Source organism: Pseudomonas sp. C6002, from assembly GCF_013385805.1.
Classification (GTDB): domain Bacteria; phylum Pseudomonadota; class Gammaproteobacteria; order Pseudomonadales; family Pseudomonadaceae; genus Aquipseudomonas.
In genome coordinates, this window is the sequence record NZ_JACAPH010000011.1 from 30,341 (window position 1) to 56,669 (window position 26,329).

Annotated in this window: 26 protein-coding genes; 14 read left to right on the forward strand and 12 right to left on the reverse strand. The window is 61.6% G+C overall.

Features of this window, described 5'->3' with window-relative positions; genetic code table 11:
• Positions 1-102: 102 nt before the first annotated feature.
• The 7 genes from HX817_RS06715 to HX817_RS06745 form a co-directional block, all read right to left on the reverse strand.
• Positions 103-558, reverse strand: a complete 456-nt coding sequence (locus HX817_RS06715) for a RidA family protein (protein WP_003211568.1) — start codon at positions 556-558, stop codon at positions 103-105.
• Positions 555-1,439, reverse strand: coding sequence for a PhzF family phenazine biosynthesis protein (locus HX817_RS06720; protein WP_003211571.1), 885 nt, complete (start codon positions 1,437-1,439; stop codon positions 555-557). Before HX817_RS06720 ends, HX817_RS06715 begins: the two co-directional genes overlap by 4 nt.
• Positions 1,436-2,476 carry an ABC transporter substrate-binding protein gene (locus tag HX817_RS06725; RefSeq protein ID WP_102369372.1) on the reverse strand — a complete coding sequence of 347 codons (1,041 nt, stop codon included), beginning with the start codon at positions 2,474-2,476 and terminating at the stop codon, positions 1,436-1,438. Before HX817_RS06725 ends, HX817_RS06720 begins: the two co-directional genes overlap by 4 nt.
• Positions 2,477-2,501: 25 nt before the next feature.
• A complete protein-coding gene (locus HX817_RS06730) occupies positions 2,502-3,266 on the reverse strand; it encodes an ABC transporter permease (RefSeq protein WP_008435867.1) in 765 nt (254 codons plus the stop codon).
• On the reverse strand, positions 3,263-4,081 hold the full coding sequence (locus HX817_RS06735) for an ABC transporter ATP-binding protein (RefSeq protein ID WP_003211576.1): 819 nt from the start codon (positions 4,079-4,081) through the stop codon (positions 3,263-3,265). The genes HX817_RS06730 and HX817_RS06735 overlap by 4 nt, the downstream gene beginning before the upstream one ends.
• Before the next feature lie 133 nt (positions 4,082-4,214).
• Positions 4,215-5,018 carry an AraC family transcriptional regulator gene (locus HX817_RS06740; RefSeq protein ID WP_003211578.1) on the reverse strand — a complete coding sequence of 268 codons (804 nt, stop codon included), beginning with the start codon at positions 5,016-5,018 and terminating at the stop codon, positions 4,215-4,217.
• Between the two features lie 193 nt (positions 5,019-5,211).
• A complete protein-coding gene (locus HX817_RS06745) occupies positions 5,212-6,180 on the reverse strand; it encodes a hypothetical protein (RefSeq protein ID WP_177009748.1) in 969 nt (322 codons plus the stop codon).
• Positions 6,181-6,355: 175 nt separating this feature from the next.
• Here HX817_RS06745 and HX817_RS06750 point away from each other — a divergent pair, with 175 nt between their 5' ends.
• The 3 genes from HX817_RS06750 (at position 6,356) to HX817_RS06760 (ending at position 8,517) form a co-directional block, all read left to right on the forward strand.
• The gene (locus HX817_RS06750) at positions 6,356-7,852 is read left to right on the forward strand and encodes a PAS domain S-box protein (protein WP_003211582.1); all 1,497 of its coding nucleotides are present in this window, start codon (positions 6,356-6,358) and stop codon (positions 7,850-7,852) included.
• Positions 7,853-7,984: 132 nt separating this feature from the next.
• Entirely contained in the window at positions 7,985-8,236 is a 252-nt protein-coding gene (locus HX817_RS06755) for a CsbD family protein (protein ID WP_003211583.1), read from the forward strand.
• An 11-nt stretch (positions 8,237-8,247) separates the two neighbouring features.
• Positions 8,248-8,517 (forward strand): DUF1652 domain-containing protein, encoded by a 270-nt coding sequence (locus HX817_RS06760; protein ID WP_177040010.1) that lies wholly within the window; start codon positions 8,248-8,250, stop codon positions 8,515-8,517.
• A 90-nt stretch (positions 8,518-8,607) separates the two neighbouring features.
• Here the strand turns inward: HX817_RS06760 and HX817_RS06765 are convergent, their stop codons facing one another.
• A complete protein-coding gene (locus tag HX817_RS06765) occupies positions 8,608-9,801 on the reverse strand; it encodes an MFS transporter (RefSeq protein WP_177040011.1) in 1,194 nt (397 codons plus the stop codon).
• A 153-nt stretch (positions 9,802-9,954) separates the two neighbouring features.
• Positions 9,955-10,263: an RcnB family protein gene (locus HX817_RS06770; RefSeq protein WP_003211589.1), complete on the reverse strand. Its 309-nt coding sequence runs from the start codon at positions 10,261-10,263 to the stop codon at positions 9,955-9,957.
• A gap of 160 nt (positions 10,264-10,423) precedes the next feature.
• On the opposite strand from HX817_RS06770, the gene HX817_RS06775 reads away from it, so the two are divergent.
• Entirely contained in the window at positions 10,424-10,774 is a 351-nt protein-coding gene (locus tag HX817_RS06775; RefSeq protein WP_087694086.1) for a LemA family protein, read from the forward strand.
• Between the two features lie 11 nt (positions 10,775-10,785).
• On the opposite strand, the gene HX817_RS06780 is transcribed toward HX817_RS06775, so the two are convergent.
• The gene (locus tag HX817_RS06780; protein ID WP_177040012.1) at positions 10,786-11,169 is read right to left on the reverse strand and encodes a DUF4440 domain-containing protein; all 384 of its coding nucleotides are present in this window, start codon (positions 11,167-11,169) and stop codon (positions 10,786-10,788) included.
• A 66-nt stretch (positions 11,170-11,235) separates the two neighbouring features.
• Between HX817_RS06780 and HX817_RS06785 the strand changes: the two genes are divergently transcribed.
• The 4 genes from HX817_RS06785 to HX817_RS06800 all read left to right on the forward strand — a co-directional run bounded on the left by HX817_RS06785 (position 11,236) and on the right by HX817_RS06800 (position 16,309).
• Positions 11,236-11,793 carry a helix-turn-helix domain-containing protein gene (locus HX817_RS06785; RefSeq protein WP_003211595.1) on the forward strand — a complete coding sequence of 186 codons (558 nt, stop codon included), beginning with the start codon at positions 11,236-11,238 and terminating at the stop codon, positions 11,791-11,793.
• Positions 11,794-11,804: 11 nt separating this feature from the next.
• Entirely contained in the window at positions 11,805-13,151 is a 1,347-nt protein-coding gene (locus tag HX817_RS06790) for a glutamine synthetase family protein (RefSeq protein ID WP_008435874.1), read from the forward strand.
• Between the two features lie 50 nt (positions 13,152-13,201).
• A complete protein-coding gene (locus HX817_RS06795) occupies positions 13,202-14,299 on the forward strand; it encodes a DNA alkylation repair protein (protein ID WP_177040013.1) in 1,098 nt (365 codons plus the stop codon).
• A 150-nt stretch (positions 14,300-14,449) separates the two neighbouring features.
• Positions 14,450-16,309 (forward strand): DUF3857 domain-containing transglutaminase family protein, encoded by a 1,860-nt coding sequence (locus HX817_RS06800; RefSeq protein WP_177040014.1) that lies wholly within the window; start codon positions 14,450-14,452, stop codon positions 16,307-16,309.
• On the opposite strand, the gene HX817_RS06805 is transcribed toward HX817_RS06800, so the two are convergent.
• Positions 16,306-17,196, reverse strand: a complete 891-nt coding sequence (locus HX817_RS06805; protein WP_003211603.1) for a LysR family transcriptional regulator — start codon at positions 17,194-17,196, stop codon at positions 16,306-16,308. The two genes, HX817_RS06800 and HX817_RS06805, sit on opposite strands and share 4 nt — an antisense overlap.
• A gap of 129 nt (positions 17,197-17,325) precedes the next feature.
• On the opposite strand from HX817_RS06805, the gene HX817_RS06810 reads away from it, so the two are divergent.
• The 6 genes from HX817_RS06810 (at position 17,326) to HX817_RS06835 (ending at position 25,330) form a co-directional block, all read left to right on the forward strand.
• Entirely contained in the window at positions 17,326-18,969 is a 1,644-nt protein-coding gene (locus tag HX817_RS06810) for a GMC family oxidoreductase (protein WP_177040015.1), read from the forward strand.
• A 158-nt stretch (positions 18,970-19,127) separates the two neighbouring features.
• Positions 19,128-20,750, forward strand: a complete 1,623-nt coding sequence (locus tag HX817_RS06815; protein WP_177035716.1) for an MFS transporter — start codon at positions 19,128-19,130, stop codon at positions 20,748-20,750.
• A gap of 235 nt (positions 20,751-20,985) precedes the next feature.
• Positions 20,986-22,935, forward strand: a complete 1,950-nt coding sequence (locus HX817_RS06820) for a DNA topoisomerase III (protein ID WP_177040016.1) — start codon at positions 20,986-20,988, stop codon at positions 22,933-22,935.
• A 135-nt stretch (positions 22,936-23,070) separates the two neighbouring features.
• A complete protein-coding gene (locus HX817_RS06825) occupies positions 23,071-23,511 on the forward strand; it encodes a CBS domain-containing protein (RefSeq protein WP_177040017.1) in 441 nt (146 codons plus the stop codon).
• A gap of 14 nt (positions 23,512-23,525) precedes the next feature.
• On the forward strand, positions 23,526-24,374 hold the full coding sequence (locus tag HX817_RS06830; protein WP_087694094.1) for an NAD-dependent protein deacetylase: 849 nt from the start codon (positions 23,526-23,528) through the stop codon (positions 24,372-24,374).
• 626 nt (positions 24,375-25,000) lie between these two features.
• The gene (locus tag HX817_RS06835; RefSeq protein WP_003211618.1) at positions 25,001-25,330 is read left to right on the forward strand and encodes a hypothetical protein; all 330 of its coding nucleotides are present in this window, start codon (positions 25,001-25,003) and stop codon (positions 25,328-25,330) included.
• Positions 25,331-25,394: 64 nt separating this feature from the next.
• Here the strand turns inward: HX817_RS06835 and HX817_RS06840 are convergent, their stop codons facing one another.
• On the reverse strand, positions 25,395-26,303 hold the full coding sequence (locus tag HX817_RS06840; RefSeq protein WP_177019730.1) for a LysR family transcriptional regulator: 909 nt from the start codon (positions 26,301-26,303) through the stop codon (positions 25,395-25,397).
• Positions 26,304-26,329 lie beyond the last annotated feature (26 nt).

The following is a 26,329-nucleotide window of genomic DNA, read 5'->3' on the forward strand; positions in this document are numbered from 1 at the left end:
GACCGGTTGACGCGGTATGCCCGAGGCACTGCGATCATCGGTTTTGGGGCTGCTGCGCAGCCCAGCGGGAGCAAACTCCCTCGCCACATTTTGGTGGGTGGTTCAGGCAGTGACGACCGCCGTCAGTTCCAGTTCCAGCAGGCCGTTGCTGGGTAATCCCGCCACGCCCACCGCCGAACGCGCATGCCGGCCGTGCTCGCCAAACAGCTCAATCAACAGTTGCGACGCGCCGTCGACAACCTTGGAGAAGCCCTGGAAACCTTCCCCGCCAAACACAAACCCGCGAACGAACAGGATGCGCTCGACGTTCTCCAGCCCTACCGCCTGGTCCAGCACGCTCAAGGCCCGCAGCACACAGGTCCGCCCTGCTTCGTTGACCAACTCCGTAGAGGTCTGGTCCGTCACCGGCCCGGTAATCACGCTGTCACCCTGCCGACAAACCTGCCCGCTGACATACGCCACGCCTCCATGAATCGTCACCGGCACGTAGTCCCCCTTGGGGCTCGGCGCTTCGGGTAACTCCAGCCCGAGGGCTTGCAGTTTTTCGCGCACGCTCATGCCGGTTCCTCGACAAATTCCACATGCCCACCCAGCCAGCAGCCTTGCACCTGCCCCGCTGCATCCCGGCGAAACCGCAGGGAGATTTGCGAAGGTCGGCCCATGGCCCGGCCCTGGCGGATGTGCACCGGGCGATCATCTGCCGTCACCAGGCCATTCTCCAACAAGCCAAACGCCAACGCGGCAGCCGCGATGCCGGTGGCGGCGTCTTCCGGGTAACCCGAGGACTTGGGAAACTGCCGCGCATCAAACTGTCGCCCGTCCAGATCCGATGGCGCATAGGGGTACAAACCGGTGGAGCCGATGCGCTCGCACAGTTGCTGCATCCGCCGGTAATCCGGTTTCAGGCTATCCAGTACCGCCACGCTTTTCAGCGCGATCAGGGTTTTCACCCGGCTGGTGCAAGCGTTTTGGATCGGCAGCGGTGCCAGTTCGTTGGAAGTGATGCCGAGCACCGACAGAATCTCGGCCTCGACTTCGGCATCGTTCAACGCCTCGACCTGGCCCTTGGGCTGGCTGATTTCCACCTGGATATCCGGGGTGCCCGCAGCGGTGATCCGCGCATCCACCGGACCGCTCAGGGTCGATAACGTCAGGCGGTCCTTGTGCAGCATGCCCAAGCGATCCAGCAGCCACACCGCTCCCACGGTGGCGTGGCCGCACATTTCCATCTCGTGGTTGGGCACCCAGAAGCGCAAGGCAAAATCGAACTCGCTGCCAACCGGTGCGGCGAACACGAAGCCGCACTCATGGCCATAGTCGCGGGCGACTTGCTGCATGTCGGCATCGCTCATGCCATCGGCGACGGCCACGGTTGGCGCGGGGTTGCCGCCACGGGCGGTGGCGGGAAAAACATTGACCAGGTGAACCTCGGGCGTCATTTCGCCTCTCCCTGAAGGGTGGAAACAGTCGGCGCCACGGCGTCGACGATGGAGTTGGTGTAAACCTGCTGCGGGTCGAGTTCGACCGGGTCGCTCTCCACAGCGTTCATGAAGCGGATGTTTTTCTCAACGCCGTCTTTCTCGATGCGCGGCGTGGCCGGGTAGGACGGCAGCGAAGCGGTCCAGGCTGCATTGAAGATGGCGGCGTCGGTGTGGGCGAAATACGGGCGCACCGACTCGCGAGCCTTGTCCGGGTCGCTGGCAATCAGGTGTTCGGCACGCCACAGGGCGCGGACCATTTTTTCGGCCGTGACCTTGTTGCTGGCCAGCCAGTCTTCACGGGCAATCATCGCAGTGAAGAGGAAGCCGTCCAGGGGTTTGTATTCGCCCTTGGCCAGGTCCATCAACACAAAGCCGCCTTGCTTCTCGGCGGTGGTGATGGTGGGTGGCGACAGCGAGAAGCCGTTGATGCTGCCCTGGGAAAACGCCGCGAGCATGTTTGGCGCGCCGCCGATGGGCATGATGGTGAAGTCTTTGTCCGGGTTGAGCCCCGCATCCTTGGCCAGGTAGCGCACCAGCATGTCGGTGGTGCTGCCAGGGCCGGTGACACCGATCTTCAAGCCCTTGAGGGCCTGGGCACGGGCGGCCAGGGATGAGGTGGCCGACACGCCGGCCTTTTGCGCCGAGGCACCGTCGATCACCACGGTGCTGCCGAACTGAGTCTGCACGGCGGCGAACGCCTGGACATTCTGGCCTTTGGTGCGGGCGCGCACCGCGACGGCGGGCAGGCCGACGTACGCATCCGCATCACGCCCCAGCACGGCGGTGAGTGCTGCCGAGCCGCCTTTCTGGAATACGATGACGTCCACATTCAGGCCTTCATCGGCGAAGTAGCCTTGCTTCTGCGCGACGTAGATCGGCACATAGAGGAAGCCTTCGCTGGGGAACGCCAGGGTGACTTTGGTCAGGTCCCGGGCCTGCGCGGCGGGCAGGCATGAAGCGAGTAAAACGCTGGCGATGAACAGTGGTTTGAACATGATCAAGCTCCACAAAAATAAGGGGTTAAACCGCAACTTCACGTTCCGCTTCGTTGGCCTTCCACGGCATCAACTTGCGTTCGGCCAGCTTCACCGCCGTGTTCAGGATCAGCGCGAGGGCGATGATCCCCACCAGTGCGGCAAATACACCGGCGGTATCGAACTGCGAGGCTGCATCCGAGAGCAGGTAGCCCAGGCCCCGGTTGGCGGCGATGATCTCGCCCACCAGCGCGCCGATCAGCGCATAGGGCACCGACAGGCGCAGGCCGGTGAATACCCAGGTGAAAGCGGACGGGATGACCACCATGGTCAGCAGGTCGCGCTCCTTGGCGCCCATCAGGCGCAGGATGGTCAGTTGCTCGCGGGACACGTTGCGCACGCCGCTGTAGGTGTTGAGGAACACCAGGAAGAACACCACGGCCGCGGTCAGGATGACTTTCATCGGCAAGCCGATGCCGAACCAGAGGATGAACAGCGGCGCCAGCGCGACTTTCGGCAAGCTGTAGAAGGCGGTCAGGAACGGATCGAGAATATCCGCCAGCAGCTTGGCGCGGCCCAGCACCAAACCGGCGATCAAGCCTGCGAGGGAGCCGAAGAAGAAGCCCAGCACGGCTTCCAGGGTGGTGATGCCGGCGTGATAGAAGAACACCCCGTTCATGAGGATTTTCCACAGGCTTTGCGCCACCGCCGAAGGCCGGCTGATGAAAAATTCCACGCCGAACCAGCGGGACACACACTCCCAGAACACCAGCAGGAAAATCAGGAACAGCAAGCGATAGACCTGGATCATACGACCTCCAGCGAGTGAGCCAATGAGGCGGGATCGGCAGCACCGGCGACGTCGGGCGCCAAGCGTTTCCAGAGGGCGGCGCAGAGTTCCACGTAGCGTGGGTCGGAGCGCAATTGCACCAGGTTGCGTTCACCGCCCAAGGGAATATCGAGCACATGGTCGATGGTGCCCGGGCGACCGGCGAACACCACGCAGCGGTCCGCCAGCGCGATGGCTTCATCGACATCGTGGGTGACGAACAGCACGGTCTTGTTGAGCTTGCGGCACAGGCGCAAGAGTTCGGTCTGCAGGGTCAGGCGCATCTGCGCATCAAGGGCGCCGAAGGGTTCGTCCATCAGCAGGGTTTCCGGGTCGCTGGCCATCAAGCGCGCCATGGCCGCGCGTTTGCGCATGCCGCCGGAAAGCTGGTTGGGGTAGCTTTCGCCAAAACCGGTGAGGCCCACCAGCGCCATCAGCTCCTCGACGCGACTGTCGATCCGGGCCTTGGGCATGCGGCGGATTTGCAGCGGCACGGCGATGTTGCCGGCCACGGTGCGCCACGGCAGCAAGTGGTCGGCCTGGGTCATGTAGCCGACACGGGTGTTGACGCCCTTGACCTCGGCGCCGTCGTAATGCACCTGGCCCTCCGTGGGGCCGAAGAGCCCGGCGGTCATGTTAAGCAAGGTGGACTTGCCGCACCCCGAAGGGCCGACCAGGGTGATGATTTCGCCCCGCTGAACTTCAAGCGATACGTTGCGCACGGCCACAAACTGGCGGCCCTCGACTTTGAAGCTTTTTTGCACCCCTGCGAAACTGATAAAGGGTTTTGCACTCACCGCCCCTCCTCGTCCGGTAGGCCGGACTTGTTTGTTGTTGACGGGGTGAGGATGAACGGATGACGGATTTGCGGCGCACGGGATCGGGCCGGATCATGCGCGGGATCGGGACATCAAAAACGTTGAGGCGGTATCAGCCGCGGCGCCACTCATCCGGCGATACGCCCAGCACCCGGCGAAACACATGGGCCAGGTGTGACGGTGACTCATAGCCGACGTTATTGGCGATCTCCAGCACCGACATGCGGGTGTGCCGCAACAACGTCTGCGCGCGCTCCAGGCGCAGGCGCTGGACGTACGCCAGCACCGTCTCGCCGGTGTGCAGCGCGAACAGCCGGGTCAGATGGCGGCGCGACATGTGAAACGTCTCGGCGATTTCATCCAGCCCCGGCGCATGTTCGAGGTTGCCTTCCACGTACGCCTTGACGTCACGCACCAGCATGGCGCCGTGGCGCTCGGTAGATGAGCGTTGCAGGCTCGGCTGGCTGAGGGAAATCGCCAGGCATTCGAGCAGCAGCAAGTGATCGGCCTGGGCCACCTGGCGGCGGCGGTCGATGTACAGGTCGGGCTGGCTGAAGGCTTTTTTTGCCAGGAGCAGATGGTGCAACGGCGCGGAGGTTTGCCAGATGCCCAGGGTGGGCACGCGCAGCAAGCGGTTGGCGTCACCGGACAGGTCACGCAAGGCGTAGTGCATGTAGTCGGGATCGACGTAGAACGCCACGTGGCCCTGGCTGGCGGTGAGTGACGAGGAGGAATGGCTGGATTGCGGCGGCACCAGTACGAACTGGCGGTCGATCACCGAGGTGGTGCGCCCGCTTTCTTCATCCTTGAAACGCAACAGGCCGTGCTCGGGCACCATCAGCATGAATTCGTCGTGGGCATGGGCCCCGGTTTCATAGGCGCCGTTGGAGTTGAAGACGCTGTAGATGTCGCGCATCGCCAGGCACTGCCAGTGGATGTTGGAGTGCTGACACTAGCATGTTTGGTGCCAGCGAAGCATTGTGGCGAGGGAGCTTGCTCCCGCTGGACCGGGCTGGCGCTCCAGTGCGTAGCGCGCCCCTCTTTTTGGGGCCGCTTCGCAGCCCAGCGGGAGCAAGCTCCCTCGCCACATAGATCACCTCAGGTCATGATCAGGCCAACGGTACACGACGGGTGGAAATCGCCAGGCGACCCACACCGAAGCTCAACGCTGCGCCCAGCAGCAACATCAACAAGGTGCTCCACGCAGCACGGGACAGTTGCTTGGCCGCGACTTCACCGGCTTCACGGGCTTTCTGTTCAGCCTGTTGCTTCAGTTCGTCGACCTTCTGCACGGCCTGCTGGTAGGCCTGGGCGTAGTTGTCGACAATCTGGGTGGCCTCAGCCTGGCTCTTGCCGGTACGGGCCGCAACAATGTTGACCAGTGCCTGCTTGTCCGCCGCGTTCAACGCCGGCTCACCGGAAGCCTTGACCCGCTCGAACCACTGCTTCAATTCATCACCAGCCTGGGCTGGGTTGGTCGCGGCATCGTTGGCCGACTGCTTGCCGTCCGCAGCCGCCTGATCGGCTTTTTGCTCAACGTTGGCCGGGTCCAGTTCAGGTTTGCCGCTCTGCTTGAGCAGTGTGTCGAGCTGACCTTGCAGGCTGTTCCAGTCCAGCTTGATGCCCTGCTCATTCAGTTGCTGCTTGACGCTGTCGCTGATACCCGGCGCCACGGCGGCGATCCCGCTGCCGGCAGCCGACAGGCCCTTGCCGACGACATTGCCCGCCGCTCCCACAACGCTGGTGGCCAGCGCGGCCAGCAGCCAGGTGGTGAGCAAGGTGGTGATGGTCCAGCTCAGCACGCCGTGCAGGCCGCCGCGATCCGGCGCGGTGCGCCCGGCCACGAATGCACCGGCACCGATTGCCAGCAGCGTCGAGACAAACAGCCAGATCCCGGCACCGGTGCCGAAACCGCTCAGCGGGTTACCCGCGGCCATCGGGTCTACCGCGCTGGCGCCAATCGCGGTGCCAAGTACGCTCAATACCAGATAGGTCACCAGGGCAATTGCACTACCGGCCAATACCGAGCCCCAGGACACACGAAACAGCGAACGGTTGGTTTCATAGACAGTGGTCATGTTAAATCCTTTGAACAGTGGGTAGGTGGCCAGTTTGGCGAGGCACCTGCCCTGCGGTCTCGACACAATTGCACTAGGCGCACTGGTGCATTCGCACCCCGCGCCGGGCACTTTCTCTGCACTATCCTGAGCCTCAGGTGTCGTACTTCCCATGCGACTTACCCCAGGAGAAACCATGAGCCAGGCCGTCCTCGCCAAAGAAACCAACCGCCGCCAACTGCAGCAGATCATCTCCGGCTTGTCCGATGGGGTGATCCTCGCCGAGGCCGACCAGACCATACTCTGGGCCAATGAAGCCGCGCTGCTGATGCATGGCGTGGATAAAGTCGAAGACCTGGGTGCCAACACCAAGGAATACGCCGCGCGCTTTGCCTTGCGGTATCGCAACAACCACCCGTTGGTGCTGGAGAATTATCCTCTGAGCCGGGTGGCAGACGGTGAAGAGTTCAGCGATGTGGTGGTGGAAGTCACCCCTACCGGCGACGAGGAAAAAGTCTGGGTGCATCGCCTGCGCAGCCTGGTGCTCGACGACGCGTCGGGCGAGCCGGAATTGCTGGTGTTGATCCTGAGCGACGCCACCGAATGGGCCAGCGCCGAACAGCGCTTCGAAAAGACCTTCAATGCCAACCCGGCGCCGGCGGTGATTTGCCGCCTGAGCGACCTGCGCTACATCAAGGTCAACCAGGGCTTCCTGGAGATGACCGGCTACAACCGCGACCAGGTGATCGGCCACTCGGTGTATGAACTGGACGTGCTGGAACAGGCCGAAAACAAGGACCTGGCCGTCAAGCGCCTGGGCGAAGGCGCGACCATTCCACAGATGCAAGCCGAACTGAAACTGCCCGAAGGCGGCAGCAAACTGGTGATCGTGGCCGGCCAGCCGCTGGACATGAATGAGGAAGACTGCATGCTGTTTTCCTTCACCGACCTGGAGCCTCGCCGCAAGGCCGAAACCGCCCTGCGTCAGAGCGAGGAACGCTTCGCCAAGTCGTTCCGCCTGACGCCGGTGCCGACCCTGGTGTGCAACGCCGCCAACCGCCAGGTGGTGGATATCAACGAAGCCTTCATGACCATCACCGGCTATACCAGTGAAGAACTGATCGGCAAATCCATCGAAGACATCGACTTTATCGACAGCCCCCAGGCCTGCACGCAACTGTTCACCACCCTGGAAAAAGCCGGCAACCTCGACGGCCTCGACCTGAAGATTCGCAAGAAAGGCAATGAGCTGATCGACTGTGTGCTGTCTGCCGACACCGTCAGTATCCAGGATGTGCCCTGCTACCTGCTGGTGCTGATGAACATCACCGAACGCAAGCGCTCCGAGCTGGAACTGGTGGCCGCGATCGAGGAAGTGATGCAGGACGCCTCATGGTTCAGCCAGACGCTGATTGAAAAACTGGCCAACGCCAAGAGCGTCAACAGCCCCAATGTACCGAACATTTCCTTCACCGACCTGACCGCCCGGGAGCGCGATGTACTGGGCTTGATTTGCGAAGGCCTGGCCGACAAGGAAATCGCTTCGCGCCTGAAACTGGCACCCAACACCGTGCGTAACCATGTGGCCACGGTGTACTCCAAACTGGGGGTGCATAGCCGTAGTGCAGCCATCGTGTGGGCCCGTGAGCGCGGGCTGTTTGCCGGTGAGTTGCGGGTTAAAAAGCCGAAATAGAGTGCAAATGCACTAGTGCGACCGGTGCAAATTCGCCTTATTGCGCGGGGGTGCACTGCTTAACCTTGAAGGGTGGGCACAGGGCTTCGGGTCCTGTGCCGTTGAGATGTCATGCCCTTTAAGGAATCCATCATGAAAAGCGAACAAGTCAAAGGCGCCGTCGAAAAAGTGGCCGGCAAGGCTCAAGGTTTTCTGGGTGATCTGACCGGTGACGAACGTCTCCAGGCCGAGGGTGTAGCTCGCCAGGCCGCTGGCCAGTTGCAGCAAACCTACGGTGACGCGCTGGACACCGTTGGCGATTTCGCCAAGCAAAAACCCCTGGCAACGGTTGCGATCGTCGCCGGTGTCGGCCTGCTGCTGGGCCTGTTGCTGCGTCGTCGCTGAGGAGAACCCTGATGTTTACGCTCTCCCAACTGCGCAACTGCATCGAAGAGGCCCTGTCGCCCCTGACCTGCGAATTCACCCTGTGCCGTGACGCGTCGTTGACGCTCAAGGTCTTCGACGCCGAAAGCGGCCGGGTGGATTTGGTGGTCACCGGGATCAGCGCCAACAAGCTGCAGACCCCGCAGGAAGTGGAAAAGATGGTCGACGAGTTGCGGTACGAATTGCAGAGCAACACCGTCGGTAAACTCAGGCTGGATGACCTGCCGCTGCGCCCTTTGTAGGAGCGGGCTTGCTCGCGAAAAACGCCCAGGCACCGCGTTCATTCAGGCGTGGCGCGTTATCGTTAACGACCTTCACGAGCAAGCGTGCTCCTACAGTAGGTCGCGGGCTTTCAACGACGCCCCGATAAAATAGAACACCCCTCCCCCGACAATGAACGCTGCCAACATGTAGAACATGTAGTGGGCCGGCAGGTTGGCCAGCACCAGCCCGCACAGCACCGGCCCCAACGCAGCGCCGAGGTTGGAGAGGTTTTGCGCCCCGTAGTACATGCCCCGCAGGTTGTCCGGGGCGATGCGGTCGATGAACATGTACTCGGCCGGAAACACCACGATTTCGCCCACGGTGAAAATCGCCATCGCCAGGATCCACCACCACACGTTGCTCGCCAGGGCAAAGCCAATCACCCCCAGCATGAACATGCCCAGGCCGAAGATCAGCCACTGGCTCAGGTAGCGGTGGGAAATGCGCCGGCCAATCGCGTATTGCAGGGCAATCACCAACACCGCGTTGGTGGTGAGTACCGCGCTGATGATGGTGTAGGTGTATTCGGCGGTAGTGGTGGTCACCAGGTACTGCGACAGGTACGCGGTGAACTGGCCGAACACCACGGCACTGAGCAGGCCGCCGACGGTGAAGCACACCAGTCGGTGATCCCGCAGCAATACACGCCCCACCGCGAGGAACGACACCGGCTTTTGCGTGGTGTCTACCGTGGCCAGCGTGCGGTCGCCCCAACGCCAGTACAGCAGGAAAAAACCGAAGCCCAGGACCGCCGACAGGATAAACGGCAAGCTGATATCGAGCTTGGCCACCATCGCGCCAAAAAACGGCCCTACGGCATAGCCGATATTGGTCAGGGTGTACTTGATGGAAAACGCTTCGCTGCGCTCATCTTCCGGCAACAGGCTGGCAAACCCGGACTTGATCGCGATGTCGATCACCGCGTACGCCAGGTTGATCAGGATCAGGCAACTGTAGAACGACCAGATTTCCCGGGCCAGCACCGTGCCGACAAACCCCAGGGCAAACACCACACTCAAGCTGAGCAATAGCCTGTAGCTGTTGATGCGGTCTACCAGGAAACCGCCGTAGACACTCAGCAGCGAGCCGACGATCAACGAGCTGCCGATCACCAGGCCGACCTGGCTGATGTCGAGGGCAAAGTGGTTGGTGAGGTAGATCACCAGGTACGGAAAGGTGATGGCCTTGGCCAGGGTGAGGATCAGCGTGGCCGACAACAACAGGTTCACGGTACGCGGGTAATTTCTTATTGTGGCAAGCATCCTGCTCTCATTCCGGTCAAGGTAAAGGGACCATTGCGGCCCGCAGCGGACGTACCTTAACGCAAAACAAGAAGAAAAAAATGCTGATTTATGCATTTATGCAAAAATCAAATCCAGCGGGATGAAGCGCGATCACCCATCCCGCCGAACGCTTTATTTTTTAACGGGGGTGATGTCGAGAATCGTGCCGTTGGTGGTTTTGAGCAATACGTACTTGTCGTTCACTCGGGCCCACTGGCTGTCTTCTTCCGGCTGCTTCAGGCCACGTTTCTTCCAGTCGGCAATGGCCGACTCCTTACGCATCAGAATGTCTGGCGCGCGGTCTCCCGTCTTGAGGTCGCGGGTATTGATATTCGAAGGCTGCACGGTTTTTTGCGGGGTATCCGCGGCCTGGACGGTGAGACTCGCGGCGGACAGGCTCGCGGCAACCAGCAGGCAGGCAACAAGGGATTTGGACTTCATGGGCACTTCCTTCAATGAATGACGCGTAAAGATTCCGACCGCAGCGGCGTGGAATCATTCAGCGCCGTGATGGAAGCGGCAGATGGATGGACGGCCAGCGACCGGGCCGGCGATTAATCAGATAAGATTGGTTCCTTTTTCCAGCCGCTCAGGAATTCCAATGACTGGTACCCACGTCATCATCATTTTCGTGACCGTTGTCACCTTGCTCGCGCTCTACGTGTTCGGCACCTACAGGGAACTGGTGGCCCTGCTCGATCGCTGCAAAAAAGCCTTCGGCCAATTCAAGGAGGCCGAACAACAATTGGCGGCGGCGCAAAATGCCTCGTCACCCACCGCAGAAATCGCCAGCCTGGAAAGCCGTGTCGCGTTCACCCGCCAGCTCTTCCACGACTCGGTCAACAACTACAACACCTACAAGCACAAGTCGCCGACCTCGGTGGTGGCCGAGCTGCTCGGGCATCGTGATGATGTCAGCCTGTCGGGGTTCGAGGCCAAGCGTACGGCCTGACCTGCCGGCGCTTACACAGGTGCACGCTGACGTGTTGGCGTGCCCTGATGAAACACCATCTGCCACTGCCCGCCGCTTTCGCGCCACACCGAACTGCGCAACGACTCCCCCGCCGCATTTGCATCCGTCGCCGCGCGCTGGCAGCGATACGTCACCAACGCCACGCCTTCGGCCAGCACCCTCATTGCAAAGTCACTGATGCTACGGACTGAAAACACCTCATCCTGCAGCCCTTCGATCACCTCGGCCTTGCTGCCCCACACATTGCCACTGGCACCAAATTCGACGAAATCATCCGCCAGCAGCACCGACAACCGCGCCGCATCTGCACGGGTGGTGCATTGGTGCAGCTCCTGTTCCAGGCGGCGTAAATGCTCTGCCAACTCCATACCCATTGCCCTCGTGAAATTAATCCTGTAATTTTTCATGAAATTTCCTGATAAGAATTTCACGAAGCGCCCATGGACAAGCAAGAAGAACTCGACGCCCTGGCGATCCTGATCCACGACCTGCGCAAGCACAAGAAGCTCACCCTGGCGCAACTGGCGCAAAAGATCGAGCGTTCCGTGGGTTTCCTGTCCCAGGTTGAACGCGGCCTGTCGCGCCCGACCGTGGCCGACCTCACGGCCATCAGCCACGCCCTCGGTGTGCCCACCACCTATTTCTACAGCCTGTCCAAACCCAAGGCGGTGGACTGGGTCACCCGCCCCAACGAACGGCGCACGGTGTATTACGCCAATGGCATCACCGACATCCTGGTGTCGCCGAGCATGCACGGCGCGTTCTCGATCCTCGACAGCCTGCTGGCCCCCGGTGCCAACAGCGGCGAACAAACCATGAGCGACCGTGCCGAACAGGCCGGTTACGTGCTGGAGGGCGAGTTGACGCTGTGGGTCGAGGGCGAGCCGGACTCGGTCACCCTGGGCCCCGGCGACAGCTTCCACCTGGCCAGTTTTGCCCACTGCCGCTACGGCAACCTGACCGACCTGCCAGCCCGCGTGCTGTGGGTCTACAACTAGGAGCAACACCCGTGAAAAGCCATGCTTCCACGCTTTTGGCCGAAGTCCGGACCTTTCGCCAGAACCATCCCGATGTGCGCTACGTCGACCTGATTGCCCTGGACATTCCCGGGCATTTCTACGGCAAGCGCTACCCGGTGGAGATGCTGGAAAAGGTCGCCGCCGGCAGCCCGTTGAAACTGCCGCAGAACGCGGTGCTGCTGGGTGCCCAGGGCGGCCTGTTCAAGATCGGCGACTATTGCTTCCACGACGGCGACCCGGACGCCAACCGCCGCCTGGTGCCCGGCACCCTCAAGCCGGTGAGCTGGGAGGCGCAGCCGCTGGGGCAGATGTTGATCACCTCCGACGGCACCGAAGCGCCCATCGAATTCGAACCCCGGGAAGTACTGGCCAAGGTGCTGGAACGCCTGCAGCGCAAAGGCATTCACCCGGTGGTCGCGTTCGAGCTGGAGTTCTACCTGTTCGACAAAAAGCTCAGCGACGGCCTGCCGCAATTTGCCCGCGACCCGCTGAGTGATGACGCGGACGACCAGCCCAACTTGCACATCGAGCGCCTGTCACGCTTTGCGCCGGTGTTGGACGATATGGTCGAGACGGCCAAGGCCCAGGGCATCGACATCACGGTGATCACCGCCGAACTCGGCCCCGGCCAGTTCGAAATCAATTTCGGCCACCTGGAAGACGGCCTGCGCGCCGCCGACTGGGCCGCCCTGTTCTGCCGCAGCACCCGTGGCGTGGCCCTCAAGCACGGCTATCGCGCCAGCTTCATGGCCAAGCCTTACCTGCAACACCCCGGCAGCGGCATGCATGTGCACGTCAGCCTGTACGATGCGGCGGGCAATAACCTGCTGGCGGCCCACCAGCAGCAACCGTTGCGCCACGCGGTGGCGGGTTGCCTGGAACTGCTGCCGCACTGCATGCCGATCTTCTCGCCCAACCACAACGCCTTCCGCCGCCTTGGTGGCACGGTCAACGCGGCAACCCGCGCGTGCTGGGGCTTTGAAGACCGTGACGCGTGCGTGCGAATCCCTGAATCCGACCCGCGCAACCTGCGCATCGAACATCGCCTGGCGAGTGCCGATGCCAACCCGTATCTGGTATTGGCGGCGATTCTGGTGGGGCTTGAGCATGGTCTTGAAGCAGCGAAGGAGCCCATCGCCCCGCTGAACGAAGACCGCAACAGCGGCGCGGACTTCCCCCTGGAAATGCTGGAGGCGGTGCGCGCCATGCAGCATCAGCCGACGTTGCGCGAAGGCCTGGGCGCGGAGTTTGTCGACGTGTATTGCGAAAACAAACGCCAGGACCACCTGGCATTCCAGCAGGAAATTCATGCGCGGGAATATCGCTGGTATCTCTAGGCACTGATGGTTAGCCTCGTGGGCATCTCTGGCTAACCGCGGACTTGCCCATGACCGACCAAAGCGCACCGGCCCTGAAGGAAATCTTCAACGCCGAACGCCTGCAACACATCGCCAGCGAAATGACCGCGGTGTATCCGGCGTTCGACGCCAAGGGTTTTCTCAAACACGCCAAGGCCGGGTTGGCAGACCTGTCGGTGATGCAGCGCATGGCGCGGGTCAGCGAAAGCCTGAACGCTGTGATCCCGCTGGATTATCCGCAAACCCTGAAGTTGCTGTATGCCCTTGCCCCTCGGCTGAACAGCGCCTTTGTCAGCCTGTTCCTGCCCCACTACGTTGCCAGCTACGGCGGCGATGATTTCAAGCGCTCCATGGCTGCCCTCAAGTATTTCACCACCTTCGGCTCCGCCGAGTTTGCCGTACGGCATTTCCTGCTGAGGGATTTCAAGCGCACCCTGGCCGTAATGCAGCAATGGTCGCTGGATGACAACGAACACGTGCGGCGCCTCGCCAGCGAAGGTTCACGGCCACGGCTGCCATGGTCGTTTCGCCTGGCCGAGGTGCAGGCCGATCCGAACCTGTGCGCTTCGATCCTCGACAATCTCAAGGCCGACAGCAGCCTCTACGTGCGCAAGTCGGTGGCCAACCACCTCAACGACATCACCAAGGACCATCCGGATTGGGTGCTGGGCCTGATCGAAGGCTGGTCCCTGGATAACCCCCACACCGCGTGGATCGCCCGCCACGCGCTGCGCAGCCTGATCAAGCAAGGCAACACCCGGGCGCTGACGATCATGGGCGCCGGGGCCAGGGCCGAAGTGAAGATCCATCAACTCAAGGTCGAGCCGGCGGCGATCAAGTTGGGGGAGCGGATCAACCTGTCCTTCAGCCTGGAGTCCACTGCCGATTCGTCGCAAAAGCTGGTGGTCGACTACGCCATCGACTATGTGAAAAGCGCCGGTCACAGCGCGTCCAAGGTGTTCAAGCTCAAGGCATTTACCCTGGGTGCCGGAGAACATCACGCCATCAGCCGTGGCCAACATATCCGTGAATTGACCACGCGCAAGCACTATCCCGGCAAGCATGCGGTTCACGTGCTGGTGAACGGTGAGCGGCTGGGCAGCGTCGAGTTTCAACTCGAAAAATAATCCTTAAAACATTAACGAAGGCTCTAGATCGGGCCTTACAGCGAAATTAATTGTCGGACAATGCTAGGCATTCGTGTTGCGATCCATTATCATCCGGCGCCTTCTCGGTACCCCTAGGGTACTTGTGTCAATGTTCCACCTGAGGCGCCCATGCTCCGTTTTTCGTTTTACCGTCCCCTGATCTGCATCAGCTGGGGGCTTGCCAGCCACAGCGCGTTTGCCGCCCTGCAACCAATGGCCGAAGCCCCGCTGGCCAGCGACACCGAGCTGCATTGCCACTTCAACCGCGACGCCAGCGTCGACTGCACTACCCGCTTTCACTACACCATCCTCAAGCCAAGCGGCCGCGAAATGCTCTCGCGGATCGACTTCAGCTACCAGGAAGAAGACGGCTTCGAACTGATCAAGGCCGAGTCCACCCAGCCCGGCGGCAAACCTGTGCCCCTGGACCCGACGCAAATCGACACCCGCACCGCCCCCAACCCGGACCAGGGTTTCTCCCGGGAAAAACAGACCTCGCTGGCGTTTCCCAACCTGCGGGTCGGCACGCAAATCCGCTACACGGTGCGCGAACATCACCCGGCCAAACCGCTGATGACCGAGTTCTACTACGCCTTGCAGTTCGGCCCCAACGCCGCACGGCGCGACCACTTCAAGGCACGCTTCACCGCCGAGCGGCCGATCGAGTGGCGCAGCGAATTGATGGAGGGTTTCAACATTACGCCATCGGCCAATCGCAAGACCCTGGACGTGGTGCAAAAGGCCCCGACCTACCTCAGCTATATCAACGAATCCGCCAACGCCTACATACGCCACGCCCCGCGTATCGAAGTCGGCAGCTCCCTGGATCGCCAGCAGTACTTCGGCGGCTTTGCCGAACGCTACAACCAGATCCTCGGCGCCAAGCTGCCGCCCCAGGGCGCCGCCGCCGTGGCCGCCGTTCGCGGCTTGCCACCGGCACAACAGGTGGCCGGCCTGATGCAGCACATCAACGACCACTACCGTTACCTGGGCGACTGGCGCGCCTCGGATCGCGGCTATGTACCCTTCAGCCTGGCGGAGATCGAACAGCACGGCTACGGCGACTGCAAAGACCTTTCGACGCTGCTGGCGGCCATGCTCAAGGCCAGCGGAATCAAGGCCGAGCCCGCCTGGGTCAGCCGTGGCGATGTGGTTAACCCGCTGCTGATTCCCGGCACCGGCGCACCGAACCACGCCATCGTCCGCGCCGAAGTCGATGGCCAGGTGTGGTGGCTGGACCCGACCAACCCGATCTTCGCCCCCGGCCAGACCCTGCCCGACATCCAGGACCGCTGGGTGCTGGTGACCAACGCCGAGGGCCAGGTACGTGAAGAACACATCCCGCTGCAACCCGCCGCCCCCACGTTGATCCTCGACAAACAGGAGCGCTTCGACGCCCAGGGCACCGCCCGGGTCTCGGCCACCGTTGATTTTCGCGGCATGCCGCTGATGCAACTGAGCGTCGCCGACCGCCAGCAAGGCGCCACCGCCAGCGACCAGAACATCTGCGACAACTTCGGCAAACAGATCACCGACTGCCAGGTCGAGCGCCCCGCCACCGCCTTCTTGATCCCGGCCAGCTACAAGGTCAGCGCCACCCTGACGGACATGCGGCCCCTGGAACCGCTGGGCAACGACCACGTCTACAACGATGCCTTGCTGCAAGAGAAATGGGACGGTCTGCTCAACTACCGCCGCAATGGGCAACTGGCCGACTTGTACATAGGCAACCCCGAGACGCTGGACTACACCATCACACTGTCGGGTGGGCAGATCGACAAGGACATCAAGGCTTGCCAGGTACGCTCGCCGTGGTACGACCTGGACCTGACGGGTGAGCGCGTCAAGGGCGACTGGCGTTATCACTACGTCCTGACGCAGAAAATACGCTGGCTGACCCACGATGAAATTGTCAGCGCGCCGTTTGAAAAAATGATCAAGGAGATCCGTGCCTGTGGTGAGCAGGTGCATCAGGTGGTGAAGCTCTAACCCTCCCCCAGCAAAACCCCTTGCTCCCGCGCGCAGAGTTCCACCAGGTAATCCCACAACACCCGCAACCTGACCGACTTGTGCAACTCGCGCCGAGAGCTGATCCAGTAGCTGCGCTGGATGCTCTCCGCCGGCAGCAGCGGCACCAGGTCGGGGTCGCTCGCCGCCATGAAGCACGGCAATACGGCAATTCCCAACCCCGAGCGCGCCGCCTGGTGCTGGGCGATCACGCTGGTGCTGTGGAACACCACCTTGGGGTTGCGGCAGAAACTGCTGAGGAATTTCAGTTCCTGGCTGAACAGCAAATCATCGACGTAATCGATCCAGGCGTGCACCGCCAGGTCCTCGCGTTTTTCAATCGGCGGTGTGCGGTCCAGGTAGCTGCGGCTGGCGTAGAGCGCCAGGCGGTAGTCGGTGAGTTTGCGGGTCACCAGTTGGTCGACGCTGGGGCGTTCGAGGTGGATGCTGATTTCCGCTTCGCGGTTGAGGATGCTGACAAACCGTGGCACTGCCAGCAGTTCCACTTCCAGGCCCGGGTAGCGTTCGAACAGGCCGCCCATGCGACTGGCCAGGAACATCACGCCCAAACCCTCGGCCACCCCCAGGCGGATCTTGCCCAGGGGCGCGGCGGAATGAGTCAGTTCTTCTTCGGCCAGCAGCGCCACGTTTTCCATGGCTTCGGCATGTTTGAGCAGGGCTTCGCCGGAGGGCGTGAGTTCGTAACCCTGGGCGTGCTGCACGAACAGCGCAGTGCCCAGGCTTTTCTCGATGGCCTCGATGTGCCGGGCCACAGTGGCGTGGGTGGTTTTCAGGCGTTGCGCCGCCGTGAGCAAGCGTCCGCTACGCTGTAACTCAAGAAAGAACCGCAGATCATTCCAGTCGAACATGCCTTCCCCTTCTTCCCCTGAACAGCAGCGTTGTCTAAAAACGCACAGCAGCTGGGTAAAAACTAACATTTTTAAGACGAAAACTAACAACTAGGATGGGACCAATAAGAAAAACAAGCGAGGTCACAGATGCATTCTGCAGCTGCTGAATACGATTACGTGGTGGTAGGCGCCGGCCCGGCGGGCTGCCTGCTGGCCAATCGACTGTCTGCCAACCCTGCCCATCGCGTGTTGCTGCTTGAAGCAGGCGGTCGCGATAACTACCCCTGGATCCACATTCCCGTCGGCTACCTGTTCTGCATCGGCAACCCACGCACCGACTGGTGCTTCAAGACCGAAGCCCAGGAAGGCCTGCAAGGCCGTGCGCTGAGCTACCCGCGCGGCAAGGTGCTGGGCGGGTGCTCGTCCATCAACGGCATGATCTACATGCGCGGCCAGGCCCGGGATTACGACGGCTGGGCCGAGGACAATCCCGGCTGGGCCTGGAAGGATGTGCTGCCGCTGTTCAAGCAGAGCGAAAACCATTTTGCCGGTGCCTCGCAATTTCACAGTGACGGCGGTGAATGGCGGGTTGAGCAACAGCGCCTGCACTGGCCGATCCTCGATGCGTTTCGTGACGCGGCGCAGCAAAGCGGTATCGACAGCATCAGCGACTTCAACCAGGGCGACAACGAAGGCTGTGGCTATTTCCAGGTCAATCAGAAATCCGGCGTGCGCTGGAATGCGGCCAAGGCGTTTCTCAAACCGATCCGCCAGCGGCCCAACCTGACGGTGATGACCGAGGTTGAAGTCGACCGCGTACTCCTGGAGAACGGCCGTGCGGCGGCGGTGGTTGCTCGCCAGCATGGCCAGCCAGTCACGTGGCGGGCGCGCAAGGAAATCATCCTGTGCGCCGGCTCCGTCGGTTCGCCCGGCATCCTGCAACGCTCCGGTATCGGCCCCTCCAGCGTGCTCAAGCCTTTGGGCATCGATGTGCTGCACGAGTTACCCGGCGTGGGCGGCAACCTGCAGGATCACCTGCAACTGCGCCTGATCTACAAGCTGGAAAACGCCCGCACCCTGAACCAGATCGCCGGCACCGTGTGGGGCAAGATGGGCATGGGCCTGCGCTACCTGTACGACCGCAGCGGCCCGTTGTCCATGGCCCCCAGCCAGCTTGGCGCGTTCGCCCGTTCCGGGCCGGAGCAGACGTCGGCCAACCTCGAATACCACGTGCAACCGCTGTCCCTGGAGCGCTTTGGCGAACCACTGCACGGGTTCCCGGCCTTCACCGCTTCGGTGTGCGACTTGCGCCCGCAAAGCCGTGGCCGCATCGACATTCGCTCGGCCAACCCGGCAGACGCACCGCTGATCCGCCCCAACTACCTCAGCCATCCGGAAGACCTGCGGGTGGCCGCCGACGCCATTCGCCTGACCCGACGCATCGTCTCGGCGCCGGCCCTGAAGCAATTCAACCCGGTGGAGTACCTGCCCGGCACAGAACTGCAGACGGACGAACAGCTGCAGGAAGCCGCCGCCCGCATTGGCACCACGATTTTCCATCCAGTGGGCACCTGCCGCATGGGCAGCGACAAGGACGCGGTGGTCGACGCCCAACTGCGAGTGCACGGGGTTCCCGGCCTGCGCATCGCCGACGCGTCGGTCATGCCCCGCATCACTTCAGGCAACACCTGCTCACCGACGCTGATGATCGCGGAAAAAGCCGCGCAGCTTATCCTTTCGCCGAACACAAGGAGCCTCGCCCCGGAGAAAGAACTGACCTTACCGGCTTGACCTGCAGGAGCCCGGCTTGCCGGCGGTGGCGTTTTCAAGTGTTGTGCACAGCTTGAGAGCGCCATCGCCGGCAAGCCGGGCTCCTACAGGGGAATAGCGGCGCCGATGTGGCGCCGACAGTGGAACAACAATAAATAATCACTGTGAGGGCTACCCAAATGTCAGAACACGCTCAACCCCTGGGCTCCGCCACCAAGGCGCGAGACAGCAACGACACACAGAAAGTCATCTTCGCCTCCTCCCTCGGGACGGTGTTCGAGTGGTATGACTTCTTCCTCTATGGCGCACTCGCGGCGGTAATCAGCAAGCAGTTCTTTGCCGGGGTCAACGACACCACGGCGTTTATCTTTGCCCTGATGGCCTTCGCCGCCGGCTTTGTGGTGCGCCCGTTCGGCGCGCTGGTGTTCGGTCGGCTGGGTGACATGATCGGGCGCAAGTACACCTTCCTCGCCACCATCATCCTGATGGGCCTGGCGACTTTCTGCGTCGGCCTGCTGCCTACCTATTCGAGCATCGGCATTGCCGCACCGATCATCCTCGTGGCACTGCGCATGCTCCAGGGCCTGGCGCTGGGCGGCGAGTACGGCGGCGCAGCCACCTATGTGGCCGAGCACGCCCCGGCGGGCAAACGCGGCTTCCACACCAGCTGGATTCAATCCACCGCGACCCTCGGCCTGCTGCTGTCGCTGCTGGTGGTGCTGGCCTGCCGTTACTTCACCGGTGACCAATTCGAAGTGTGGGGCTGGCGCCTGCCGTTCCTGCTGTCGATCGTGCTGCTGGGTATCTCCACCTGGATCCGCCTGAGCCTGCACGAGTCGCCGGCGTTCCTGAAAATGAAAGAGGAAGGCAAGGCCAGCAAGTCGCCGATCCGCGAGTCGTTCGGCAAATGGGAAAACCTCAAGATCGTGCTGATTGCGCTGTTCAGCATCAACGCCGGCCAGGCAGTGACGTTCTATGCCGCGCAGTTTTATGTGCTGTTCTTCCTCACACAGTTTTTGAAGATGGATCCGGCACTGGCCAACATGCTGCTGATCATCAGCGTGGTGATTGGTGCACCGTTCTTCATCTTCTTCGGCTGGCTTTCGGACAAGCTGGGGCGCAAGCCGGTGTTGATGGTCGGCCTGCTGCTGGCCACCGCGCTGTACTTCCCGATCTTCAAGGGCCTGGCGCACTACACCAACCCGGCGATGGACCACGCCAGCCGCCAGTCGCCGATCACCGTATTGGCAGACCCGGCCACCTGCACCTTCCAGTTCGACCCGGTGGGCAAGGCGCGTTTTGACAGCCCGTGCGACAAGGTCAAGACCTTCCTGGTGAAACAGGGCCTGCCGTATGAAAGCGCGGCCGCCCCGGCGGGCAGCGCAGTGCAGGTGAGCGTGGGTGATGTGCGTATCGACGGTTACGACGAAGCCGCCCTGAAAGGCGCGGTGACCCTGGCGGGTTATCCGCAATCGGCTGATGTGGCCCAGGTCAACAAAACCATGGTGGTGGTGCTGATCGTCGCGCTGATCCTGATCGCCGCCATGTGCTACGGCCCGCTGGCAGCGCTGATGGTGGAGCTGTTCCCGACACGCATCCGCTACACCTCGCTGTCGCTGCCATACCACATCGGGAATGGCTGGTTTGGTGGCTTCCTGCCGACGGTGTCGTTTGCGCTGGTGGTGTACACCGGGGATATTTTCTATGGGCTGTGGTACCCGGTGGTCATTACCGGGGTGAGCCTGATCGTGGGGCTGATTTGCCTGAAAGAGACCAAGAACGTCGATATCGACAATAACTAAACGTCGATCCGGCCGACGCTGGAGTTTCAGTGTGGGAGCGGGCTTGCTCGCGAAAGCGGGGTGTCAGTCGCCGGATAGGTTGACTGATACACCGCATTCGCGAGCAAGCCCGCTCCCACATTGGGTTTAGCACCAGACACACAAATTGCTGTATATCCATCCAGATAAAAGTTGCCCAATTCTGATTTATTGCTCATCCTGCTCCCCATTCAATTGCGTAGCGAATGTGGTGACCATGCGGCTGTTCCTCTGTGAAAAACCGTCCCAGGCCAAGGATATCGCCGCCGTGCTCGGCGCGACCCGGCGTGGCGACGGTTGTTGGCTGGGTTCAGGCGTGACGGTGACCTGGTGCATCGGCCACCTGCTGGAAACCGCCCCGCCCGACAGCTACGACGCCAAGTACAAGCGCTGGGCGCTGGCCGACCTGCCGATCATCCCCGAAAAATGGAAGATGCTGGTCAAGCCCAAGACTGCCAGCCAGTTCAAGGCGGTCAAGCGTCTGCTGGGGGAAGCCCAGGAACTGGTGATCGCCACCGATGCCGACCGTGAGGGCGAGATGATCGCCCGTGAGCTGGTGGAGCATTGCCGTTATCGCGGCCCCATCCAGCGGCTGTGGCTCTCGGCACTCGATGACGCATCCATCCGCAAGGCCCTGGCCTCGTTGAAGCCCGGTGCTGAAACCTTCAGCCTCTACCATTCGGCCCTTGGCCGCTCCCGTGCCGACTGGCTGATCGGGATGAACATGAGCCGGCTGTTTACCCTGCTGGGCCAACAGTCCGGCTACCAGGGCGTGTTGCCGGTCGGCCGTGTGCAAACCCCGACCTTGCGCCTGGTAGTGGACCGGGACCGCAGCATTGCCGACTTTGTACCCGTCGCTTATTGGGCCATCGATGTGGATCTGCTCCACGACGACATCACCTTTACGGCGCAGTGGCGCGCAACAGAAGACGCCTGTGACGATCAGGGCCGGTGCCTCAATCCGCAGCTTGCCCGGGACGCCGCCAATGCCATGAGCAACGCCGCCAGCGCCCGGCTGGTCAAACTGCGTACCGAGCGCATGCGCGACGTCGCGCCCCTGCCCTTCGACCTCGGCACCCTGCAGGAAATCTGCTCGAAAAAGCTTGGCCTCGGCGCCCAGGAAACCCTGGATGTTGCCCAGTCGCTCTACGAAACCCACAAGGTCATCACTTACCCACGCAGCGATTGCGGCTACCTGCCCCTGAGCCAGCACGGCGACGCGTCGAAAATCCTCGCGGCGCTGGGGCGGGCCGATCCGGCGGTGAATGAATTGATGCCACACATCGACCCGAAGCGGCGCTCCCGAGCCTGGAACGACGCCAAGGTCAGCGCTCACCACGGCATCATTCCCACCGGCGCCGGCAAGGATGTCGGGCAATTGACGGGCAAGCATCGCGCGGTATACACCCTGATTCGCGCCCGCTATCTCGCGCAGTTCCTGCCCAATCACGAATACGACCGCACCCAGGCAGACTTCGACTGCGCCGGGGAAGCCCTGCGGGCAGTTGGCAAAGTCATCGTCGAGCCTGGCTGGAAACGCGCATTGCCGGAAGCATTGGCGCCGGCCAAGGGCCGTGAAGCACCTGCGCCGCAGTCCTTGCCAAAACTGATTCAGGGGCAGGACTACGCCGTGGCCAAGGTCAACCTCAAGGACCTGTGGACCCAGCCACCCAAACCCTTCACCGAAGGCGACCTGATCAAGGCGATGAAAAACGTCGCCAAGCTGGTGGAAGACCCGCTGCTCAAGCAAAAGCTAAAGGACACCACCGGGATCGGCACCGAAGCCACCCGCGCCGGGATCATCCAGGGCCTGCTGGACCGCGGCTACCTGGTGAAAAACGGCAAGGCGCTGTCGGCAACACCCGCCGCTTTCAGCCTGATTGATGCAGTGCCACGGGCAATTGCCGACCCCGGTACCACCGCTATCTGGGAGCAGGCACTGGACATGGTACAAAGCGGCGAGATGAGCCTGGAAGAGTTCGTCGCCAAACAGGCGGCATGGATGAGCAAACAGGTGACCCGCTGCACTGGCATGCGCCTGACCATCAGCGGCCCGGCCAGCCCGGCCGGCCGTGGCGCCACACCGTGGAAAAACAAACGCAAACCGGCCAAGCGCAAGACGGCCACCAGCCCGAAGCGGGCGGCGAAACCGGCAAACAAAGGCTGAGAAGCACTAAGAAATCGCGACAATGACGTTTTTCGACGGGATGTATGCCGCTTTGGACCTTGCCCTGCTGCAGGCCATCCAGGATTCTGTAGGGCCTGCTAACCTCCCAACAATAACAACACCGGAGTGGCCTCCATGAAAACCGTTGCCCAAGTGCTGAAGTCCAAAGACCAGCATAACCATCAAGTCCACACCATCCCCCACGACCATACGGTATTTGAGGCCTTGATCGTGATGGCTTCGAAAAACGTCGGGGCCTTGCCAGTGCTCCAGGACGGCAAGGTGGTGGGCATCATCAGTGAACGAGACTATGCCCGTAAGGTCATCCTCCATGGATTGTCTTCGCTGACGACCAAAGCCCACGAGATCATGAATTCACCGGTGATCACCGTCGACACTCACCAGACTGTCGAGACTTGCATGACGATCATGACTGACCGACATCTGCGGCACCTGCCTGTGGTGGAGAACGGCGAGCTCCTTGGCCTGCTGTCCATCGGCGACCTGGTCAAGGAAGCGATTGCCGAACAGGCCGACCTGATCAAACAGCTGGAGCAGTACATTCGCGGCGAATAATCATTGGGGACCCCATGCTCGATACCCTGCAACATCAAGTCGATAACCAACTCGACAGCCTGCACCGGGCCATGTCCCAACGGCGCTTCCTGGTGCTGACCGGTGCGGGTATCAGCACCTCTTCGGGGATTCCCGATTATCGCGACAGCGAAGGCGTGCGCCGGGGCAAGGCGCCGATGATGTACCAGGAGTTCCTGGCAACCCCGCAGGCGCGCCGCCGCTACTGGGCGCGGGCTATGCTCGGCTGGCCGAGGGTGCGTGTCGCGCAGCCGAACGCGGCGCATATCGCCCTGGCCACTCTGCAGCAACGCCAGCGCATTACCGGGCTGATCACCCAGAACGTCGACACCCTGCACGATCAGGCTGGCAGCCATGATGTGATCGAACTCCACGGCAGCCTGCACCGGGTGCTGTGCCTGGATTGCCAGCAGACCAGCGAGCGGGATCTGATCCAGCGCCAGATGGAAGCGGAGAACCCGTACCTGGCGGGTGTGGATGCCGTCCAAGCCCCCGACGGTGACACCTTGCTGGACCCGGCCTTTGAAGGACGCTTCCAGGTGCCCCGCTGCCCCCATTGCGGTGGGCAACGGTTGAAGCCGGATGTGGTGTTTTTCGGTGAGAACGTCGCCCAGGGCACGGCAGCCAAGGCGATGGCGGCGGTGGATGACGCAGAAGGATTGCTGGTGGTGGGTTCGTCGCTGATGGCGTATTCAGCGTTTCGGTTGTGCAAGGCGATGGTCGAGCAAGGCAAGCCCGTGATTGCCATCAATCTGGGCAAGACACGGGGCGATGAGTTGCTGCAACTCAAGATCGAAGCCTCCTGCGAACGTTTGTTGCCGTTGCTGGCAGAACGCCTGGGATAGCCCAATCCTGCTTTTCTGTGGCGAGGGAGCTTGCTCCCGCTGGGCTGCGCAGCGGCCCCAAAACCGACAACCGAATGATTCCTGCAGAACCGCAGTCAGCCTGGTGGGGGCGTTTCGCACCCCAGCGGGAGCAAGCTCCCTCGCCACAAAAAGCCCCCGGATCCCGCGACCTGCCCGCACGAAAAGTGACGCCCAAGTCACGTTTTCCGCTCACACCCCCGCCCTGCAAGGATTTATGTAGTGCTCAAAAATAATCACTACATAATCGTTGACGTAACCGTTTTGTAATTGCATGATTCAAGCGTCTCCCGGATCGGGAGCGTTGGTAACACGCGTTTTGAACAAGCTCGTCTGACCGCCGAGCTGTTTTTTCCGGATGTGCACTGCCCACAAGGCAGATTGATGAAGCTGACCGGCCCGAAAGGATCGGTACAAGTAGCTCAAACGCTGCTTGTCTTCGTTATGAAACCATTGCGTAGCAGGTCATCAGCAAGACTACATGCATCGGTTCAAGACCCTGCCCGTATTCGGCAGACAGTCGCTGACGCCCGGTTTTCTGAGCCGGAGACAACTGAGTAGTTTTAACGGATCAACTAGAGATCGCCAACTGGTCAAGGGGCTTACACATGAATCTGAACAACCAACCAACTATCGATGAATTGGCTGAGATGTTCGCAGCGCAGAAAGACACGCTCGACGACCATATCCTCTGGATTGGTAAATCGGGCCAGGTCCATATTGACTGCCTGGCGCCCCACACCGTGGAAGAAGAGTTCGACAGGAATAACCGTGAACTGGCAGCGCGCCTGAAGATGTACCGCCGCGGCCAGGGTTATGTCGGCAAGAAAGCCGCCGCCGATCGCAACTTTATCGAGCAGGTCTTTCATACACTTAATACCGAGTGGCAGAACCTTAAAGGCCATTCGCAAGTTAAGGTGATCGACAGATACTGCTGATAACTACGCACTTATCACTTAAGCCTGCTCGCTTAAAACGAGCAGGCTTTTTTATGGCCGACGGTTATTGCAACAACGCCGGAAAACGCCCCTTCCCCGCTTCATCGCAAAAAATATCAAACATGGCCTGGGCCGCCGCTGAAAGTTCGTGGCCGGGCTTGGTCAGTACACCAATTGGCCGTTCGATCACCGGATCGCTCAATGTGATGCAATGGGCGCCTGCCTCCTGCATTTGGCGTGCACACAACGCCGGCACTGCACTCACGCCCAAGCCACTGGCAACCATCTTGCCCACCGTCGCCAGTTGATGGCTCTCCAGGGCTACGGGCAGCTTCAGGTCCAGCACCTTCAGGTGTTCTTCAAGCATCACTCGTACCGTGGACGGGCGCTGCAAGGTGATGAAGGGTTGTTCCAGCAGGGTGTGCCAGGCGATATCGGAGCGGCGTGCCAATGGCGAGTCACCGGGCACCACCGCCACAAAGCGGTCCACATACAGCGGGGTGAACACCAGCGATGAGCTTTCCGACGGTTCAAACGCCACGCCCAACTCCACTTGGCGATCGCGGACCATTTCCAGCACCTGCTCGTTGATCACGTCATTCACCGTTACGTTGACCTGAGGATAGCGCGCGCGAAAAATCTTCAGGATCGGTGGCAGCAGGTTTCCGGCAAACGACGGCATCGCCGCCACTGTTACCCGCCCGCGCTGCAAGGTGAAACGCTGGCGCAACTCATCCTCGGCATTGTCCCAGTCGGCGATCAAGCGCCGGGCCAGGGGCAGCAGGGATTCGCCTTCAGGGGTCAGCGCGACATTGCGCGTATTGCGGCTGAACAGGCGCCCGCCCAGGCCTTCTTCCAGGCCTTTGATGGTCAGGCTCAAGGCCGACTGGGAAAGATGCAAACGCTCACAGGCGGCCGCAAAGCTCAAGGTCTGGGCCACGGCAAGAAAGGCGCGCATCTGTTTAACTGTCATGAAGCTTCTCTCGATGGCTGAGGACT

What these genes read in the sequence shown, in the direction of transcription:
- HX817_RS06715 (WP_003211568.1), bottom strand. Translation starts at nt 558, where the DNA reads ATGAGCGTGCGCGAAAAACTGCAAGCCCTCGGGCTGGAGTTACCCGAA.
- HX817_RS06720 (WP_003211571.1), bottom strand. Translation starts at nt 1,439, where the DNA reads ATGACGCCCGAGGTTCACCTGGTCAATGTTTTTCCCGCCACCGCCCGT.
- HX817_RS06725 (WP_102369372.1), bottom strand. Translation starts at nt 2,476, where the DNA reads ATGTTCAAACCACTGTTCATCGCCAGCGTTTTACTCGCTTCATGCCTG.
- HX817_RS06730 (WP_008435867.1), bottom strand. Translation starts at nt 3,266, where the DNA reads ATGATCCAGGTCTATCGCTTGCTGTTCCTGATTTTCCTGCTGGTGTTC.
- HX817_RS06740 (WP_003211578.1), bottom strand. Translation starts at nt 5,018, where the DNA reads ATGCGCGACATCTACAGCGTCTTCAACTCCAACGGCGCCTATGAAACC.
- HX817_RS06745 (WP_177009748.1), bottom strand. Translation starts at nt 6,180, where the DNA reads ATGACCACTGTCTATGAAACCAACCGTTCGCTGTTTCGTGTGTCCTGG.
- HX817_RS06750 (WP_003211582.1), top strand. Translation starts at nt 6,356, where the DNA reads ATGAGCCAGGCCGTCCTCGCCAAAGAAACCAACCGCCGCCAACTGCAG.
- HX817_RS06755 (WP_003211583.1), top strand. Translation starts at nt 7,985, where the DNA reads ATGAAAAGCGAACAAGTCAAAGGCGCCGTCGAAAAAGTGGCCGGCAAG.
- HX817_RS06760 (WP_177040010.1), top strand. Translation starts at nt 8,248, where the DNA reads ATGTTTACGCTCTCCCAACTGCGCAACTGCATCGAAGAGGCCCTGTCG.
- HX817_RS06765 (WP_177040011.1), bottom strand. Translation starts at nt 9,801, where the DNA reads ATGCTTGCCACAATAAGAAATTACCCGCGTACCGTGAACCTGTTGTTG.
- HX817_RS06770 (WP_003211589.1), bottom strand. Translation starts at nt 10,263, where the DNA reads ATGAAGTCCAAATCCCTTGTTGCCTGCCTGCTGGTTGCCGCGAGCCTG.
- HX817_RS06775 (WP_087694086.1), top strand. Translation starts at nt 10,424, where the DNA reads ATGACTGGTACCCACGTCATCATCATTTTCGTGACCGTTGTCACCTTG.
- HX817_RS06780 (WP_177040012.1), bottom strand. Translation starts at nt 11,169, where the DNA reads ATGGGTATGGAGTTGGCAGAGCATTTACGCCGCCTGGAACAGGAGCTG.
- HX817_RS06785 (WP_003211595.1), top strand. Translation starts at nt 11,236, where the DNA reads ATGGACAAGCAAGAAGAACTCGACGCCCTGGCGATCCTGATCCACGAC.
- HX817_RS06795 (WP_177040013.1), top strand. Translation starts at nt 13,202, where the DNA reads ATGACCGACCAAAGCGCACCGGCCCTGAAGGAAATCTTCAACGCCGAA.
- HX817_RS06800 (WP_177040014.1), top strand. Translation starts at nt 14,450, where the DNA reads ATGCTCCGTTTTTCGTTTTACCGTCCCCTGATCTGCATCAGCTGGGGG.
- HX817_RS06805 (WP_003211603.1), bottom strand. Translation starts at nt 17,196, where the DNA reads ATGTTCGACTGGAATGATCTGCGGTTCTTTCTTGAGTTACAGCGTAGC.
- HX817_RS06810 (WP_177040015.1), top strand. Translation starts at nt 17,326, where the DNA reads ATGCATTCTGCAGCTGCTGAATACGATTACGTGGTGGTAGGCGCCGGC.
- HX817_RS06815 (WP_177035716.1), top strand. Translation starts at nt 19,128, where the DNA reads ATGTCAGAACACGCTCAACCCCTGGGCTCCGCCACCAAGGCGCGAGAC.
- HX817_RS06820 (WP_177040016.1), top strand. Translation starts at nt 20,986, where the DNA reads ATGCGGCTGTTCCTCTGTGAAAAACCGTCCCAGGCCAAGGATATCGCC.
- HX817_RS06825 (WP_177040017.1), top strand. Translation starts at nt 23,071, where the DNA reads ATGAAAACCGTTGCCCAAGTGCTGAAGTCCAAAGACCAGCATAACCAT.
- HX817_RS06830 (WP_087694094.1), top strand. Translation starts at nt 23,526, where the DNA reads ATGCTCGATACCCTGCAACATCAAGTCGATAACCAACTCGACAGCCTG.
- HX817_RS06835 (WP_003211618.1), top strand. Translation starts at nt 25,001, where the DNA reads ATGAATCTGAACAACCAACCAACTATCGATGAATTGGCTGAGATGTTC.
- HX817_RS06840 (WP_177019730.1), bottom strand. Translation starts at nt 26,303, where the DNA reads ATGACAGTTAAACAGATGCGCGCCTTTCTTGCCGTGGCCCAGACCTTG.